The organism is Haloferula chungangensis (assembly GCF_042664875.1).
Taxonomy (GTDB): Bacteria; Verrucomicrobiota; Verrucomicrobiia; order Verrucomicrobiales; family Akkermansiaceae; genus Haloferula; species Haloferula chungangensis.
In genome coordinates this window covers 317,736-335,465 of sequence record NZ_JBHTBS010000005.1, presented here as the reverse complement: position 1 = coordinate 335,465, position 17,730 = coordinate 317,736, and the positions used below count along the sequence as shown (strand labels likewise).

At 59.2% G+C, this 17,730-nt stretch carries 12 protein-coding genes; 11 read left to right on the top strand and 1 reads right to left on the bottom strand.

Annotated elements, in window-relative coordinates; translation table 11 throughout:
• Positions 1–521: 521 nt before the first annotated feature.
• Entirely contained in the window at positions 522–1,187 is a 666-nt protein-coding gene (locus ACFQY0_RS12045) for a PEP-CTERM sorting domain-containing protein (protein WP_379712661.1), read from the bottom strand.
• A gap of 193 nt (positions 1,188–1,380) precedes the next feature.
• Here ACFQY0_RS12045 and ACFQY0_RS12040 point away from each other — a divergent pair, with 193 nt between their 5' ends.
• From ACFQY0_RS12040 to ACFQY0_RS11990, 11 genes are all read left to right on the top strand, one after another.
• Positions 1,381–2,649, top strand: coding sequence for a cation:proton antiporter (locus tag ACFQY0_RS12040; RefSeq protein ID WP_379712659.1), 1,269 nt, complete (start codon positions 1,381–1,383; stop codon positions 2,647–2,649).
• Positions 2,650–2,727: 78 nt separating this feature from the next.
• Positions 2,728–3,987, top strand: a complete 1,260-nt coding sequence (locus tag ACFQY0_RS12035; RefSeq protein ID WP_379712657.1) for an MFS transporter — start codon at positions 2,728–2,730, stop codon at positions 3,985–3,987.
• 157 nt (positions 3,988–4,144) lie between these two features.
• A complete protein-coding gene (locus ACFQY0_RS12030) occupies positions 4,145–5,266 on the top strand; it encodes a putative glycoside hydrolase (protein ID WP_379712655.1) in 1,122 nt (373 codons plus the stop codon).
• Positions 5,267–5,273: 7 nt separating this feature from the next.
• A complete protein-coding gene (locus ACFQY0_RS12025; RefSeq protein ID WP_379712689.1) occupies positions 5,274–6,374 on the top strand; it encodes an alpha/beta hydrolase fold domain-containing protein in 1,101 nt (366 codons plus the stop codon).
• A 13-nt stretch (positions 6,375–6,387) separates the two neighbouring features.
• A complete protein-coding gene (locus tag ACFQY0_RS12020) occupies positions 6,388–7,836 on the top strand; it encodes a glycoside hydrolase family 28 protein (RefSeq protein WP_379712653.1) in 1,449 nt (482 codons plus the stop codon).
• 126 nt (positions 7,837–7,962) lie between these two features.
• On the top strand, positions 7,963–9,360 hold the full coding sequence (locus ACFQY0_RS12015) for a sulfatase-like hydrolase/transferase (protein ID WP_379712651.1): 1,398 nt from the start codon (positions 7,963–7,965) through the stop codon (positions 9,358–9,360).
• Positions 9,357–10,907 (top strand): arylsulfatase, encoded by a 1,551-nt coding sequence (locus tag ACFQY0_RS12010; protein WP_379712649.1) that lies wholly within the window; start codon positions 9,357–9,359, stop codon positions 10,905–10,907. The genes ACFQY0_RS12015 and ACFQY0_RS12010 overlap by 4 nt, the downstream gene beginning before the upstream one ends.
• Before the next feature lie 70 nt (positions 10,908–10,977).
• Complete coding sequence (locus tag ACFQY0_RS12005; protein ID WP_379712647.1) at positions 10,978–12,390, top strand: alkaline phosphatase D family protein; 1,413 nt, start codon at positions 10,978–10,980, stop codon at positions 12,388–12,390.
• A gap of 13 nt (positions 12,391–12,403) precedes the next feature.
• Entirely contained in the window at positions 12,404–14,299 is a 1,896-nt protein-coding gene (locus tag ACFQY0_RS12000; protein ID WP_379712645.1) for an alpha/beta hydrolase family protein, read from the top strand.
• Positions 14,300–14,328: 29 nt separating this feature from the next.
• Positions 14,329–15,678 (top strand): alpha-L-fucosidase, encoded by a 1,350-nt coding sequence (locus ACFQY0_RS11995; protein ID WP_379712643.1) that lies wholly within the window; start codon positions 14,329–14,331, stop codon positions 15,676–15,678.
• Between the two features lie 195 nt (positions 15,679–15,873).
• Positions 15,874–17,730, top strand: coding sequence for a heparinase II/III domain-containing protein (locus tag ACFQY0_RS11990; RefSeq protein ID WP_379712641.1), 1,857 nt, complete (start codon positions 15,874–15,876; stop codon positions 17,728–17,730).

Below are 17,730 nucleotides of genomic sequence, written 5' to 3'. Positions count from 1 at the left end.
GAATCACCGTCGCTCAGAGCTCACCCTGGTGGAGCTTTCGAAGGTCACCGAAAAGCGGCTTCCGTCATAGGTGAAATCGAGGTCAAGAGCTGGCTTGGATTCGCCACCATTGCTGGACCCCGGAGTCGAAACATCCATCGTCGCCAGCGTTTCACTCCCATCAGGGAGCGGCCGAAGGAAACATCGGTAACCTGGGAGCCGAACTCGACTTCATCAATTAGCGTGCTCCCATCGATGTGATACAGCGCCACGGTTTCGCCTCCGTTTGACATGGGTGCCGCCTTGGTCCGTATCGTCGTCGCACCAGGTCGTCGAGACGCTAAAGCGTTAAGTGTTTGTAACGCGCTTCGGATGGAATTCGCCGAATGCCCGCATAATTCGAGTGACGCACGGACCCTCGGGAAGACGTCGGCGGAATCGGTTCTCCACCCTTTGACCCACCTCTGCGGAGACGAGCCGACTTGCGGGCGATGCCCGCCAGATCTTGCGACCCGGCAGGCTTCACCCTCGAGAACCCCCCGTTAAGCACGCTTGCGCCGAAGCAGCGCAAAGCAGAATGCGCCCGCTCCCAACAAGGCCGAGGAGGGCTCGGGAACGGCGTTCACATGAAATGTTAGAACCGGCGAATCGCTGTAGTTTGCCGACTCGTCGATGAGTTGGAACTGCGCCGTGTAACTGCCCAGCGGCGCACCACTCGGTAGAGAGAAATCAATGCGATTGACTGCATCAATTTCGAGGTGCTCTTCGCTGTCGATCCCCATCCCATGGGTATGGTCACCGTGCCAGAACGCTACCGTTAGATTCTCCGCTCCAGGCCCGCTCCATCCGATCAGCTTCAGATGGAAATCGCCCGCTGGAGTGAGCGCGGTTGTGTATCGTGAGCTGGCAAATGGAGCATTATCCATCGAGCCGAGCTCAAGTGTCGCCGGGACGCCGGAGCCTGGAGTCAACTCGAATGGCAAAGGCGTGTGCCCTCCAGCTGTCCCATTATTCTCAGTGAAATTGTGGTAGTGATCACCGTGCAAATCACGCACTCGGATCTGCTCGAAAGTCGTCGCCGTGGCGGAGGTATCCACCCCGAAAGCAAGGAATAGGGCCGCATCAGCCGACATGGCGACACTGAGGAAGCTGAATGCCGTAGCGGCTAACAAAGAGGGGCGGGAGGTCAATAAGGCGTTCGTTTTCATAAGTAATTTGATGATGCACTGCGTCCAATAATCGCAGCGGCCCGATCGATGCTCAAAAGACAACTCAAGTGCAAGTGCAATTTGTTTGCATTTGAAAATCCAGGACGGAAGCCAGCGAGCAACCACGGAAAATCGGGCGTGATTGGGATTTGATCGATTGCCTTATCCGCCGACTCTATGAGGATTCGGGAAGATGGAACCACGCATTCTACTATTTGTGATCTTCGGCGCTGCGATTGGTGGCAGCATCTGGCTGGAGAAGCGTTTGGAAGGCACGTGGCTCTCGATTCCGATCGTCTACGTCGCGCTCGGGTGGCTGTTGTTTTCGCTACCGTTAGATCTCGGCTGGCTCTCACCAGCCTTCGATGCCGAGCAAACCGTGGCGGTTGAGTATGTCTCGGAGTTGCTGGTGATCGTCTCCCTGATGAGTCTGGGACTTTCGATCGATCGAAAGCTTTCCTGGTCCGGATGGAAGCAGGTCCTGCCTCTGCTTTTTGTCACGATGCCCTTATGCATCGCGGCAATCGCCCTTCTTGGCTGGTGGACGATGGGGCTCTCGCTGGCCAGCGCCGTACTTCTGGGCGCCTGCCTTGCGCCCACAGACCCGGTTCTGGCCCGTGCCGTGCAGGTGGGTCCGCCGGGTGACTCCGACCGTGACGACGTGCGCTTCAATCTCAGTGTCGAAGCAGGTTTCAATGACAGCCTGGCCTTCCCTTTTGTCTATCTCGCCATCGCGCTGGCAGCCGTCGGCGACGGCAATCTCATGCATTGGCTAGGCTGGGATGTGCTGTGGAGAATCACGGCTGGAGTGGCCACCGGCTGGGTGGTGGGGAAAGTAGGCGCTCATCTCGCCTTTCGGAAGTCCACCCGAGACCCTGACGAGCAGCACGAACAGCGGATCGATGATGGCTCGGAAGGCCTGCTGGTAGTTTCCGCTCTGCTGATGGCCTACGGTCTGGGCGAGTTGGTGGAAGGGTACGGCTTTCTGAGTGTCTTCGTCGCCGCCGTGACGGCGAAGCAGCAGGAGATCACCAGCAACCTCCACAAAAAGACCCACGGCTTCATCGATCAGATCGAAAGAGTCGTCATGGTGATCATCCTGATCGGCTTCGGGGGTCTCCTGGCTTGCGGGGTGTTGGATTCGCTGACCTGGCCAGCTGTGTTCGTGGCACTGGCCTTTCTCATTCTGGTCCGCCCCTTGGCAGGCTTGCTTGGGATGAAGGGCTCGATGCTTCCATTTCGAGGTAAAGTCGCCGTGGCTTTCCTCGGAGTTCGTGGTGTCGGCTCATTCTACTATCTCTCCTATGGCCAGCATCATGCCGAGTTCGATCGCGTCCCGCTGCTGTGGTCCGCCATTTCGTTCACCGTGCTCCTGTCGATCATCATCCACGGGATTTCCGCATCCAAGATCCTCAGCGGCCTGGGGCGAAAGAACCGCGTGGAGAAGCATGCAGATGCCTGAAGAGAGCTTCACAGCTTCTGATCTTTCGCCGACTCGGGAGTGGCGATATGATCGTAAGTCGGGTAACAGAGATCATCCATGTCGCTTGAATCATCTTCCACCGAGAAAGCCCCCCTGCCTTTCGCAGCAGCTCCTGCCCTTGGCGCACTGGCTGCCTGGAGCAACGTCTTACTCGCCGCCCTGCTGATGCTGGCGACCCTGCCGGGAAGAACCCAGGGATTGGGGCTCATCACCGAGCCGATGCTTCGCGATCTTTCGCTCGATCACGTGAGCTACGCGAAGATCAATGTCTGGGCGACGCTTCTCGGATCTGCGGCGTGTCTGCCGGCAGGATGGATTGTGGACCGCCTTGGCCTGAGAGCTTCGGCAGTCGTGCTGCTGCTTCTGTTAGCGGCGGTCGTGTGGCAGATGAGCGCCATGGCAGGCGGCCTGATGATCGTCTTCACTTTCCTGCTGTTGACTCGTGCGATCGGACAAAGTGCGCTTTCTGTGACCAGCATCACAGCCGTCGGGAAGAGCTTTGGAGCAAAGGCGGGCTGGGCGATGGGTGTCTATTCGTTGCTGTTGAGTATCTTCTTTGCCGTGGCGTTTGTGGTTGTCGGCGGGATCGTTCGCGATCAGGGCTGGCGGGTGGCATGGGGCCATCTGGCTATTGCTTTGCTCGTCATCGCCATCCTTGCCGCCCTATGCGTGAAGGAACCGGAAAGGACGAAGAAAAGCGCGGCGAAGGTGCCGGGCATGTCGCTGGGAGCTGCGCTGCAAACCCGGGTCTTCTGGGTTTTTGCGATTTCGACGGCGCTTTTCAGCCTGGTTTCCTCAGGCCTCGGCCTATTCAACGAGGCCGTCCTCGCGGAGCGCGGATTTGATCAGAAGACCTTTCACAGCTTCCTTGCCGTGACCACTCTCTTTGCGCTCGTCGGCCAGCTGCTGTGCGGGTGGCTTTCACTGCGGCGCCCCATCACTCGCCTGCTGGCGGTGGCGATGTTTCTCTACGCCGCCGGATTGGCGACACTGCCGCTGCTGCAGAGCCATACTCAACTGTGGATCTTTGCGGCGGTTTTCGGGGTTGCGGCAGGATTTGTGACCGTGATTTTCTTCGCCGTCTGGGGGCTGGCGTTCGGCCGCTCCAAGCTCGGTCGAATCCAAGGCGCGGCACAAATGCTGACGGTGTTCGCTTCGGCCTTGGGACCACTACTTTTCGCCAAGAGCCACGCAGCCACCGGATCCTATGGGCCCCTGTGCCAAGTGCTGGCAGTCGTGGTGCTGGTCGCGGGCCTGGTCGCCTGGTGGACCAAGCTGGCACCTGTGGATGAGGCAAGCCTTCAAGGCGGCGATTGATAGGTCCGCCGAGCAAGCCAGGCACGGCTCGCTGTGGCCAGTAACAGAGTCGGCGATCTCCTCATTTTATAGGATTACGGATCGCCGGCGAAACTGTGAACAATACCCGACGCCTGCTGCGCTCGGCGAGAAAGAGCCGTCCAAAACCCGTAAAAGTATGATGAAGCAGCTGCTCGCCATCCCGTTCGCACTGATCCTTCCGCTGGCCAATGCCGCCGAACATCCCGTGCCCTTCAGCTGGGACACCGTTCCGGTCTACGCTCATCTGGCGAACATGTCGGAGGACTTCACACCGGAGCAGCATGATTTCCTGGCCGAGAACTTCGACCTGATCGCGATCGAGAAAGGTCACGCCAAGCGCAAGCATGGCAGCACCGAGAAGGGATTCGCGATCGCAGTGAAGGAGATCAAGAAGCGCAATCCGCAAGCGAAGGTGCTCTTCTACTGGAACTCCACGATCCATATCGGTGGCTACCAGGCCAACGAGAGGTTTCCGGAGGGAGGCGGTCTGCTGAGCAAGGATGGTGAACCGCTGACCATCTTCAACAGCGACTTCAGCGACCTCTCACAGAAGGCTGTTAGGGACTGGTGGTCGGACACCGCAGAGATCGCGGTGCGTGATCTGGGGGCAGACGGGATCTTCATCGATGCTGCCGGCAAGTTCAGCAACAACAGCCGGCGCAAGGTGCTGAGCGATGAAAAGATCAAGGCTCTCAACGATGGCCTGGTTTCCATGGTCGTCGACACCAGGAAGAAAGTCGGTCCGTCCAAACTGCTGATCCAAAACGGGGTGTCGCTCGATCCGGAGAACATCGGCGCGCGACTGCTGAAGGTGACCGACGGCGCGATGAAGGAGCATTTCGTGAGCGCCGGCCACTTCGAGAAGGAGGCGCTTGCCGAAAACATGGCGACGCTCAACCGGGTGGCGAAGTCCGGTAAGGTGACGGTCATCAAGGCATGGCCCGGCTTCGATTGGCGCGACAAGGAGGTCATGAAAACGCCGCGCGAAGAGCGGATCCGCATGGCCCGCGAGGCGATCACTTTCCCGCTCGCCTGCTTCCTGATCGTGGCCGAGCCCTATTCGTATTTCTGCTACACCTGGAGCTACCAGGGCAACGACACCGGCACCTTCGTTGAGTATCCGGAATTCAAGAAGCCGCTCGGACCACCGAAGGGCCATGCGCTTCGGGATGGCTGGAAATACACCCGCGAGTTCGCCCACGCCTCGGTCTTCGTCGATCTCGAGTCCGGGGACGCCAAGATCGACTGGAAAAAATAGAATCGTGATGATGCAAAACCCAACAACCCTCGCGACTCTGTTAGGGATTCTTTCCGCTCTTAGCGTGCAGGCGCTTGAGCCGCTCAAGGAATCGACGGACGCCTTTGCCGAGCTCCAGGCCCGCAGGGCGATCGAGCGATCGGACCGGGATGGCGACGGAAAGATTCAGAAGGCCGAGGACGAGGGGCGCTGGAAACGGATGGCGCGTTACGACAAGAACAAGGACGAGGCCTTGGACCTTGATGAACTGAAGGCCATGCCGGTGGTTCATCTCGACAGTCCGGGCAAGAAACTGCGGGACGTCATTTTCAAGCGAACCGAGCAGGGCCCCGTCTTTCTCGACTTCTATTTCCCGGACGACGACGGCCGATCGGACAAGCCGCTGGTGATCTATACCCATGGCGGCGGCTGGGCGGCCGGCAGCAAGTCAGGAGCCGGGATGAACTCGTTCAAGGTGGTGCACCGCGAACTTCTGAAGAAGGGATTCTGCGTGCTTTCGGTCGACTACCGCTTGGCGACAGACGGCGTGACGATGCGCGATTGCGTGGTCGATTCGATGGATGCACTCCGCTTTGCTTCGGCCCACCGGAAGGAATTGGGCATCGACCCGGAGCGGGTCTTTACCTTTGGCGATTCCGCCGGCGGGCATCTGGCACAGATGGTCCTGTTGGCTCCGCCGGAACGCTTCGAGGGCGATGCCGAGCTGGCGAAGTTTCCCTTCAAGACCGCGGCTGGCGTCTCCTGGTATGGCCCCTGTGATTTCAGAGATCCGGACTTGTTCAATGGCAGCACCCGTTTCCACGGCAGGATCGTGGGAGGAAAATCCAAGTCCGACGACGACAATGAGCGCTTCAGCGAGGTCAGCCCGATTGTTTATCTGAGGAAGGAGAGCCCGCCGCTGCTGATGCTCCAGGGGGACAAGGACACCACCATTCCAGTGAAGCAGGCCTATCAGATGCAGGAAGCACTCAAGGACATCAAGGCACCGGTAGAGATCGTCATCGTCAAGAACGCCGGCCACAACTGGCGACCAGTGGATGGAGAAGTCACGCCCAACCGCGAGCAGATCATTGAGCGGACGATTAAGTTCCTCGTCGAGAATCAGTAAACCCATCGGAATCATGAACATCAGAAAACTCATCAGCACATGCATGGCGGCCGCCCTCGTCGGCATATGCCAGGCCAAGGATTTCAACCTCCGTGATTTCGGCGCGGTCGGCGACGGCAAGGCGCTGGACACGGCGGCGGTGCAGAAGGCGATCGATGCCTGCAGCGATGCGGGTGGCGGCGTGCTGCGGGTGCCTGCCGGGAAGTTCGTTATCGGCACGGTCGAACTAAAGAGCAACGTGACGCTTTCGCTCGACCACGGCGCGGAGTTGTTAGGCAGCCAGAATCAGGAGGACTATCCGACCGACAAGTTGCGGCCGGCGCGCGAGGGACAGTCCCAGTGCCTGCTCTATGCGGCCGACGCGAAGAATATCCGTCTCGAAGGCCTGGGGGTGATCGATGGACGGGGCACGCCCGACGTCTTTCCGCGCGGCGCGGGACCCCGCGGAAAGGACACGCGTCCACGACTGATCCGTTTCGAGAATTGCGAGAACCTGACCTTCTCCGGACTGACCTACAAGCGGCCGGCCTTCTGGGGGATTCATCTGATCGACTGCCGCAAGGTGCACTTCACGGGCGTGAAAGTCCGGATGCGCAACAACCACTACAACAATGACGGCCTCGACCTCGACGGCTGCGAAGAGGTGCTGATCGAAAACTGCGACATCGAGGCCGGCGACGACGCGATCTGCTTGAAAAGCTCGCTCAACCCCTGCCGCAACATCGTCGTGCGCGACTGCATCGTCTCCAGCAATACCGCAGCCCTGAAACTCGGCACCTCGTCGTTCGGAGGCTTCATCGACATTGATGTCAGCAACTGCCTTTTTCGCGACTGCCCGATGGGAGCGATCAAGCTGCAGTCGGTCGATGGCGGTCGCTTGGAAAACGTGTCGATCTCCCGGATCACCATGGAGGAGGTCGGCTGCCCGATCTTCATCCGGCTCGGCAACCGCGGTCGGGCCTACAGCAAGAATACCAAGACGGGTGCGAACCTGGGAGCGGAGGTTGAGCCCGAGGGCGCCGGCGTCGGCACAATCAAGAACATCCGCATCAGCGACGTGGTCGCCGAGGTGGTGATCGAAGACCGCGTCAAGGCCGCCAATGCCCATTACAAGAAGCTCAAGGTCGACACGACTCCGGGAATCAAGGACCAGGAGAAGGCCAAAGCCGGGCCGATCATGATCACCGGGATTCCGGGGCACAAAGTCGAGGACGTGGTGCTCGAGAATGTTAGGATCTCCTTTCCCGGTCACGGCAGCGAGGAAGATGCCAAGAACGAGGTTCCCGAAGACATCGCCCGCTACCCGGAGCAGTTCTTCTTCGGAGTCCTGCCTTCGTGGGGAGCCTACATTCGCCACGCCAAGGACATTGAGTTCAAGAACGTGAACCTGAGCGTCCGGAACGACGACGCACGAAAGAAGGTCGCTCTGGTTGAGGTAGAGGGATTCATTGATCAAGAGTGAATTCAATCGGATGAGAAGCGTTGTGATCGCGGTCGAAGAATGCGGATCTCAAGGTGGAGATCATTCCCCGGGATTTGCCTATGTGCTGCAATCTAACAAATTCTTGAAAGCAGGCCGCAGGAGATGATGGATGTAAGAACAGTCGAGCGATCCGGAACGAAAATGCTGCGGCGGTTGATCGCTTCGGTGCTTCTGGCAATACCGTTTGTCCTGCCACCCGTATCCCTGGCAGACGAGACGAAGCCTAACATCGTCCTCATCATGGCGGACGACATCGCTTACGATAACAATTTCGGAGCCTACAGTGCGCGGGAGTCCTGGACGCCACGGCTCGACCGCATGGCGGAGCAGGGAATCACCTTCGAGCATGCCTACTCGACCCCGAAGTGCACGCCGAGCCGGGTGGAGCTGATGACCGGACGCAGCGGAATCCGCAACTACATCGGCTTCGGCAAGCTGGCTCCCACGGAGGTCACCTTCGCCCAGATGCTTCGTCAGGCAGGATACAGGACCCATGTGGCGGGAAAGTGGCAGCTCGACGACAAGGGCGGAACGCCCACCAGCAAGGGGGGCTTTGACACATGGTTCCTGTGGAACACCGAACTCGGCCGGGGAAGCCGCTACTGGGAGCCTGGGTTCGATGTCAACGGGCGCTTCACCACCTACGGAAAAGACGAGTACGGTCCCGATCTTTGTGTGAAGTCGATTCTCGATTTCATCGCGAAGCACAAGGATGAGCCCTTCTTCGTCTACTACCCGATGCTGCTGGTTCATGGTCCCTTCGAACCGACGCCAGACAGCGGGGTGCGCGAGAGCAAGGACTCACAGAGGAATTTCGAGGACATGGTGAAATACATGGACAAGTGCGTGGGCCGCATTCTCGACGGACTCTCCGAGCACCACGTCGATGAGCGCACCGTCGTTTTCTTCTGCAGCGACAATGGCACGAACCGGGTCCTTCGCTATGATTCCTTCGGCAAGATGGTGAAGGGCAAGAAAGGCGTGCCCCATGACCGTGGCACCCATTCACCGATGATTGTCCGCTTTCCTGGCATCGTCCCGGCGGGGAAGCGATGCTCCGACCTCATCAGCTTCTGCGACATGCTCCCCACCCTTGCCGAACTCGGCGAGGCGGAGCTGCCCGGAGTCGAGCTCGACGGCCGGAGCTTCTGGCCCCAGTGCAAGGGGGAGAAGGGCCATCCCCGGGAGTGCATCTTCCAGTACTACTGGCCGAAGGACTGGAGTTGGATCCCGGACGAGCTGGGCAAAGAGGAACTCGTTTGGGTGCACAACCGGAATTACAAGCTCCACAAGAACGGCCTGTTCTACGACATCGTGAATGATCGCGAGGAAGAGAATCCAATCCCGCCGGACAAGCTCACGGACGAGCAGAAGGAGATCCGCGCGATGTTCGAGAAAGCCATCGCGTCGATGCCGGAGACAAACCCCGCCTATCAGAAAATGGTAGGGAAAGAGGCCGGACGGTCGAAAACCCTGAAAAACCCACGCTCTGAATTCGAGTGAAATCCCGATACCACCGATATTTCCTCGCGGCTTTGCTACCAGCACTCGCCGTGGGCTCCGGTGCGCCCGCCTCATCCGTTGCGACGCAGGACAAGCCGAACATCGTCATGATCATGGTCGATGACATGGGCTACTCGGACATCGGCTGCTATGGGGGTGAAATCAAGACGCCCAACCTCGACGCCTTGGCCGACAATGGCGTGCGATTCCGTCGCTTCCACAATAACGCGAAATGCGGTGCGAGCCGGGTCAGCCTCTTGATGGGAGATTCCAACATCGCGGCCTCCCAGAGAAACTACAACAACCCGACCCTGGGGCATGTCCTCAAGCAGGCGGGCTACCACACCTACGCCTCCGGGAAGCACCACGCGACGGTCAGTCCTTTTGAAAGAGGCTTCGATCGTTACTACGGGCTTCGCGACGGCATGAGCAACCACTTCAATCCCGGACTTCAGCGGGAAGGAGAGCCGGTTCCCGGCAGCAAGGGGGGGCGGGTCCGCTACTGGTGTGATGACGAGTTGACCTTCGATACCCGGGATCCGAAGTACCAGCACTACTTTCCCAAGGAATTCTATTCGACCGATGCCTTCACCGACAAGGCGCTTGAATACCTGAGCGAATGGGAGAAGGAGAACTCAGGTCGCCCCTTTTTCCTCTACCTCGCCTACACGGCTCCCCACGATCCGCTGCATGCATGGCCGGAGGACATCGCCAAATACAAGGGCGTCTACGACAAGGGCTATCAGGCGGTCCGGCAGGCTCGCTTTGAGAAGCAGCAGAGGATGGGCTTGTTAGACCCGAAGCAATCACCTCTCTCGCCGGCCATCCATGGCAATTGGGATTCCCTGAGCGCCGAGGAGCAGGCCGGTCAGGCGAGAATCATGGAGGTCCATGCCGCGATGATCGATCGCATCGATCAAAAGATCGGAGAAGTCATCCGGAAGCTCAAGGCGCTGGGAGTCTATGAGAACACGCTGATTCTGTTTTGTTCCGACAACGGAGCCGAGAAGATCGGCTCGAGGAAGGTGCCGGAAAAGGTGGGCACCCTCGACACCTTTGTGGCGATCGGCCGGGATTGGGGGAATGTCGCCAACACGCCGCACCGAATGCACAAACTCAGCGCCTACAACGGCGGATCTCGGACACCGATGATTCTCCATTGGCCGAAGGGCATCAAGAATCCGGGGCGCTTCACCGACAAATTCGCCCACCTCTCCAACGTCATGCCGACCCTTGTCGAAATCACGGGTGCGAAGTACCCGGAAAACTTCAACGGGGTCTCCGGGCGCAAGCTGCTCGGCGAGAGTTTTGCCGATGTCATGAAAGATCAGCCAATCAAGAATCAGGCGCCTATTTTCATGACGCGGGGCGGACCGGCTTTTGTCATCGACGACGGCTGGAAGCTGGTGACGGAGGACGGCAAGAACTGGAGCCTCTACAACCTCAAGCAGGAGGAAACCGAGATCACCGACCTGGCTTCGGAAATGCCGGAGAAAGTTCAGCAGCTGAAGAAGCTGTGGGAACAATGGATGACCAAGGACACGTAAATTTATGAAAAACCACTCCCCTATCGAAAGACGAGAGTTCCTAATCCTGAGCGCAGCCTCCCTTGGCGGAATGCTGACGGCCCGGGCCCAATCTAACCATAACCCTCGAGTTGTTTCGCTCAAGGATGCGCACATCGGCACGGAGGAGATCGATATCCGGATCATGAATCAGTACGGCGATCAGCCGCAGGAGGTTCAGGACTTCTACCTCGCCTGCCGCGAGGCCTTCACCGGCAAGGATCCCGAGAAACAAGTGGCCGAGGTTTGTCGCAAGTTCGGACAGGTGAAACTCGGCGGCCCGATGCTCGGCGACCTCAGCCCGACGAGCTTCGCGGTCTGGCTGCATCTGCCGGAGCCGGAACAGGTCGAAGTCCGGGTGACGCCCGCTGGCGGTGGCTCGCCCGTGGTCTTCAAATCTGCGGACATGGGCCGGGTGCTCTCGGTCCGCTGCGACGGGCTCACTCCGGACACGGCTTATGCCTATGAGGTCATGGATTCCAAAGATCGTAAGCTGGGTGAAGGAAAGTTGGTGACGCCTCCTTCGGAGTTGAGCGAGGAGCCTTTCCGCATCGCCTTCGGGACCTGCTACCACAAGGTCGGCATGTACCGGCCGGAGTTAATGAAATCGATCCGCGAACGGGGCAGCCGCGCGATGCTGATTCTCGGCGACTCCGCCGTCGATGGACGTCAGTCGAACTACGGTCTGATTCAGTCGGACTACCTGCTGCGCAACCTTTCCCCCCACTGGCAGGCCCTGGCTGCCAACGTACCGATCTCGGCGACCTGGGATGATCACGACTACTATGGTGACGACACCGGGGGCACGACGACGAGGGGTGGCCGACCGATTGACGTGGACGGTCTTCGCAAGGCGTGGAGGAAGAACTGGAACAACCCGGAGCGGGACGTCGATCGCGAAGGAATCTACTTTTCGAGCCGCATCGGTCCGGTGCAGCACATCGCGCTCGATACCCGCTCCTGCCGGACCAACGAGGAGCGCGGGAAGCTCAACTCCTTTCTCGGCAAAGAGCAGATGGCCTGGCTGAAACAGCAGATCGAGGACTCCGATGCGCCCTTCATCCTGATCAGTGGCGGTACGATGTGGAGCGACTACATTTCGGCCGGCAAGGACAGCTGGGGCACCTGGGACACCGAGGGCCGCGAGCAGATTTTCCAGTGGATTGATGCGAAGAAGGACGCGCTGGTGCTGCTGCTCGCCGGCGATCGTCACGGCGCGCGTGCCTTCGCCATCCCGCGGCCGAATGGCGGCAAGATCCACGAGCTTGAAGTCGCCGGCATGGGCGGCGTGCCCGGACCGGGAGCCTTCGGAAAGGACAGGAGCAGCCAGCTCTTCGGCTATCCGGGTGGCACCTGGGCATTCGGTGAGTTGACCTTCTCCAAGGATGGCGCGGAGCCGCAGGCCGTTTTCCGACTGATCGGGGACAGCGGGAAGGAGATGGAGACGATCACTTTGAAAAAGTAAATCCTGCAACCCGATGATCAAAAACCTGAAAGCCTGCCTGATCCTAGGTATGAGCCCACTGCTCGTCGCTGGAACCCTTTTCGCCGCTCCGGAAGTGATGGGTCCTGAGGAAATCTGGGAGGGCTATGATCCGCGTGCGATCCCTTTGGATGAGGAAATTCTCAAGACCTGGGAAGAGGACGGCGCGAGCTACAAGGAGGTCTATTTCAACGGCGAGAAGATCGACGGCAAGCAGGTGCGCCTTTACGGAGTCTTTGCGGCGCCCACCGGTGCCAGGAAGCTCCCTGCCCTGCTGCACATCCACGGCGGCGGCCAGACGGTGAATCGGGATTGGCTCAAGGAGTTCTCGAAACGCGGCTATGCAATCCTGTCGATCAACTGGGGCGGCGAATGGCCGAAGCGTGATCGTTACACACTGTGGAATGGTGTCGAGAACGGCGATCACAAGAAGCGCAGCGGCACTCAGGTCACGGAGCCGAGCCCGCGGAGTGATGCCTATTACCTGTGGACCCAGGCCAGCATGCGCGCGATCACCTATCTGGAGAAACAGGACGAGGTGGATCCCGACAAGATCGGCGCATTCGGCATTTCGATGGGCGGCACGATCATGTGGAATCTCGCCTTCGACCCGCGCATCAAGGCGGGATGCGCAATCTACGGTGCAGGATGGAATTCCTACGCTCATCAGGAGTTGCGCTATGCGATCGGTCATCCGGGAAAGAAGGCATCGGAGAAGGATCTGCGCTGGCGTGCTTCGCTGGCTCCCGAGGCTTCAGCACCATTTGTTAGATTTCCGATGTTGTTCCTGAGTTCGTCGAATGACCGGCACGGCTACATGGACCGGGCGGAACAGTCGCTGGATCTGATCCCGGAAGGTGTGCCGCGGGCTTGGGCGCTGACGCCACGGATCCGCCACCACATCGGTGTCGATTTCATCCACGACCTGCCTGGATGGATGGACGTCCATCTGAAGGGCGAAGGCGTGTGGCCGGCAAATCCGAAGGCTAAGATCACCCTTGGTGAAGGAAAAGTGCCGGTCTTCTACGTCAAGCCGGACCGACCCGATGAGGTGACCAAGGTCGAGGTCTTCCATGCCTTGGAGAATCCCTTCGCGGTGAACCGTCACTGGCGGAGTTCCGAGCCAAGTGAATCGGACGGAGTTTATTCCTCACCCGCGCCGGTGATGCATGCCGACGAGTATCTTTTCGGCTTCGCCAATGTGAGCTACAAGTCGGGGGTGGTGATCTCGAGTCCGCTGGTGGCCGTGGTGCCCGACACAATTGGGGCGGAGGCGACGATTTCCCAACCCTCGCGGGTGTTCTATGATGGTAAGGAAGGAGTCGGCGACTGGACGCGCAACTCGACCGGCACCGACCCCATTCCGGGTCGGGTCGACAAGCGCCTCGAGGCAGTGCTCGGCCCCGGGGGTAAGCCCGGATTCACCGCCAATCGGGTGAGTCCCATGACCTACGCGCCCAGCGACCCCGAGTTCCGTGCACCACACGGTGCCTCGCTGGCCTTCGAAATCAAGACCGAAGAGGACCAGGAATTCACCGTGAAGCTCCACAAGAACTACTGGGTGAACGACTTCGAAACCTTCGCCTGCAAGGTCGATCTAAAAGGCAGTAGGGACTGGCAGACGGTAACGCTCGATGGCTCGCAGTTCCTGAGCGAGAAGTCTGGCAAACCGCTCGGGGAGTCGATCAACGAAGCGGGCGTCCTCGAGCTCAACCCTTCCCGGCAGAGCTGGACGGACAGACAAGTAATCTTCGGCAATTTCCACTGGGTCGGCGGTGAGCATGTGCCGCACGTGCATGCCTACCGCGATAACAAGGCCAGGCCCGATCGTGGCGTGCCAGGGAGCGATGACGCCGGTCATCTGCAAGACCACGAGGCGGTGAAGGAATAGCTTCACAGACAATCTAACACGAAATCGATATGAAACAGAAAATCATCACCGGAATCATCACGAGTCTCCTCTGGCTGGGGCTTGAGTCTTCATCACTGGCATTGCCGGTTCATAGCAAGGGCCCCTTGTTGAACGACCCGGAGCGGGAACAGGAGTTCATGGATTGGGGCCTGGGCATGTTCGTCCACTGGTCGCACGATTCGCAGATCGGCTCGGTGATCAGCCACTCGATGGTCGGAGCCTCTGACGACTATCTCGACCGCTACATCAACGAGCTTCCGAAGACCTTCAACCCGAAGCGCTACGACCCCGACGAATGGATGGAGATCGCGAAGCTGGCGGGGGTGAAATACATGGTTCTCACCACCAAGCACCACAACGGCTTCTGCATGTGGGATACCAAGACGACCGACTTCAGCATCATGAACACCCCCTACGGGAAGGACATCGTGAAGGACTACGTCGATGCCTGCCGTCGCCACGGGATCAAGGTGGGTTTCTATTTCTCGCCGGAGGATTTCATCTTTCAGCACCGCAACGGCTTCGAGATCCGTCGAGTCGGCCGGACCGAGGAAGAGAAGGAACCGATCGCGGCCTACAACAAGAAGCAACTCGACGAGTTGTTCGGCAACTACGGGCCGATCGACGTGGTGTTCTTCGACGGCGGCGAGAAGGAGATGCTGACCCAGTACATCCACCAGCTTCAGCCGAAGTGCCTGGTCACTCGCGGTGAGATGGAAACGCCGGAACAGAAGCTGCCGAAGGAGCCGATCCCCGGTCCATGGGAATCCTGCTTCACGCTCGGCAGCCAGTGGCAGTTCAAGCCGACCAATGAGGTCTACAAATCCGGCGACCGTTTGATCAAGATGCTGATCGAGACCCGAGCCAAAGGCGGCAACCTGCTGCTCAACGTCGGCCCCGAGCCATCGGGCATCATCCCTTTTGAACAGGAGCGTATTTTCCGTGAGCTGGCGCTGTGGATGTTCATCAACGGCGAGGCCATCCACAACGTTCGTCCCTGCCCGGTGATCGGCGAGGATAACATCTACTACACCCACTCAAAGGACGGGAAGTCAGTCTACGTCTTCCTCAACGAGTTCACCGAGAAGAACAGATGGAAGCATGGAGAGCGCAAGGAGATCCTCCTCAAAGAGTTGAAGGCGACGCCGGAAACGAAGATTGCGGTGCTCGGGCAGAACAGCCGCGTCGTTGAGTATCAGAAGAATGCCGACCCGGAGTCCCGCTTCAAGCAGAAGGCTGAAGGCCTCGAAATCTCGGTGGTGCGGGCGCAGCGGATCTATAACAACAAGGCTTGGCCGAACACCGTGGTGGTGAAGCTTGAGAACGTTGAGTTCACGAAACAAACCGCATCCGAGTGATCCGCCAGCGCGGCAGGATCTCGCGAAAACTGGAGCCGATCCAACCCTTCGAGCGGACAGGATTCGGCTAGGATTCGACACGCACTCTCGAGACCTCGGGGGGCGTGAGTCGGCAGAGTGAGGCGCGCTTGGGCAGCGAAACTGAGCTTTTCATGATACGGGTCTGCGTTTTTCAGGGTAGACCTAAGCCGCACCATGAAGAACGCCCTCGCAGTCCTTTCTTTCGCAATCGCTGTCTTATCGACGGGGATCACCCATGCCAGCTCGGACGAGGAGTCAACCTCCATTCTGAACACCCTGGAGGAGAAGCATCCGCGCCTCATGCTAAAGGATTCGGCCCTTCAGGATCTGAAGAAGCGCGCCGAGACCGACGAGGTCCTCAAAGCTCTGATTCAGGGAGTGATCCAAAAGGCGGACCGTCGCCTTGGCGAGCCGATGCTCAGCTACTCGAAGCGCGGTCCGCGGCTGCTCCACGTCAGCAAGGCCTGCCTGGAGCGCGTTTACGAACTGGGGGTCGCCTGGCGGTGGACGGGCGATCGCAAATACGCCAGCAAGCTCGAGGAGAACCTTCTCGCCGTGTGCGACTTCCCCGATTGGAATCCCCGCCATTTTCTCGACACGGCCGAAATGGCTCATGCTGTTGGGCTCGGCTACGATTGGATCTACCACTACATGGATCCTGAAACGCGCGCGCTGGTGCGCCACACCCTCATCACCAAGGGTCTCAAACCTGGCATCGAACGTTACGATGAAGGCTACCACCACTTCACCTACGCCTACAACTGGAACCAGGTCTGCAATGGCGGTCTCCTCATCGCAGCCCTGGCGGTTGCCGAATCCCATCCTGCCATCTCGGAGGATCTGATCAGCCGCGCTCTGGCGAACCTCCCCACGGCGCTCGCTTCCTACGCGCCCGATGGCGTATGGGCTGAAGGCATCGCCTACTGGAATTATGCGACCGAGTACACCGCGTATGCTCTAACAGCCATGGAAACGGCACTCGGATCCGACTTTGGTCTCGCGAAGTCCCCTGGCCTTTCCACTACCGGATACGTTCCTCTCTACTCGGTTGGCCCGACCGGATTCTACTTCAGCTACGCGGATGCCGGAGACTTCAGGAAACACCGCTCGGCGCCCTGTCAATTCTGGCTCTCACGAACATTCGACAATCCGGATTTCGCCGATGCCGAACACCGCCTGATCAGTGACAGGAACGTGAGTCCGCTCCACGTGATCTGGTACACGCCACCATCAGGGAACATACCCACCGAACTCGAGCGGGATCGTCTCCTGAAGGGCGAGGTGGAAACGGCACTCTTCCGCAGTGCGTGGAATGACCCCGACGCCCTCTTTGTCGGGGTCAAGGCAGGCTACAACCAAGCACATCACGGACACCTTGATCTTGGCAATTTCGAGCTGGATGCATTGGGTGTCCGCTGGGCCAGGGATCTGGGCGCCGACGACTACAACCTCCCCGATTACTGGAGTTACCGAGAGGGAGGCATGCGCTGGACTTACTATCGGCTCGGCTCCCTCAGTCACAATGTTCCCTTGCTGGCTGGCAACAACCAGAACGCCAACGCCGTCGCCGAACTGAAGCGTTACCGGTCAGGAGAGCCGTTCTCGTTTGCCGAGATTGAGCTGAGTGAGGCCTATTCTTCCCACGCATCGAAAGCCCGTCGCGGCGTGGCCCTTGTCGCAGACCGTCGGGCCGCCCTGATTCAGGACGAGATCAATGTTCATGCTCCCTGTGAGCTTCTCTGGGGAATGACCACCGATGCCACCATCGAGCTTGGGAATGCCGATACCGCCCGCCTGACGTTGGAAGGTAAGACCTTGATCGCTCGGGTCTTAAGTCCGGAGGGCGCCCGGTTTGCCGTCGAATCCGCAGAACAGGACCCTCCGCAGAAAAGCAATAAAGGGGTGAGCCGCCTGGTCATCCGTCTTCCCGAAGCCGAAGGAAAAACGACGGTCTCGGTACTCCTTTCACCGGTTTGGGACGAGGGCGGGGCTGTCGAGGGAGTGGAGATCAACGCACTGGATGAGTGGTAA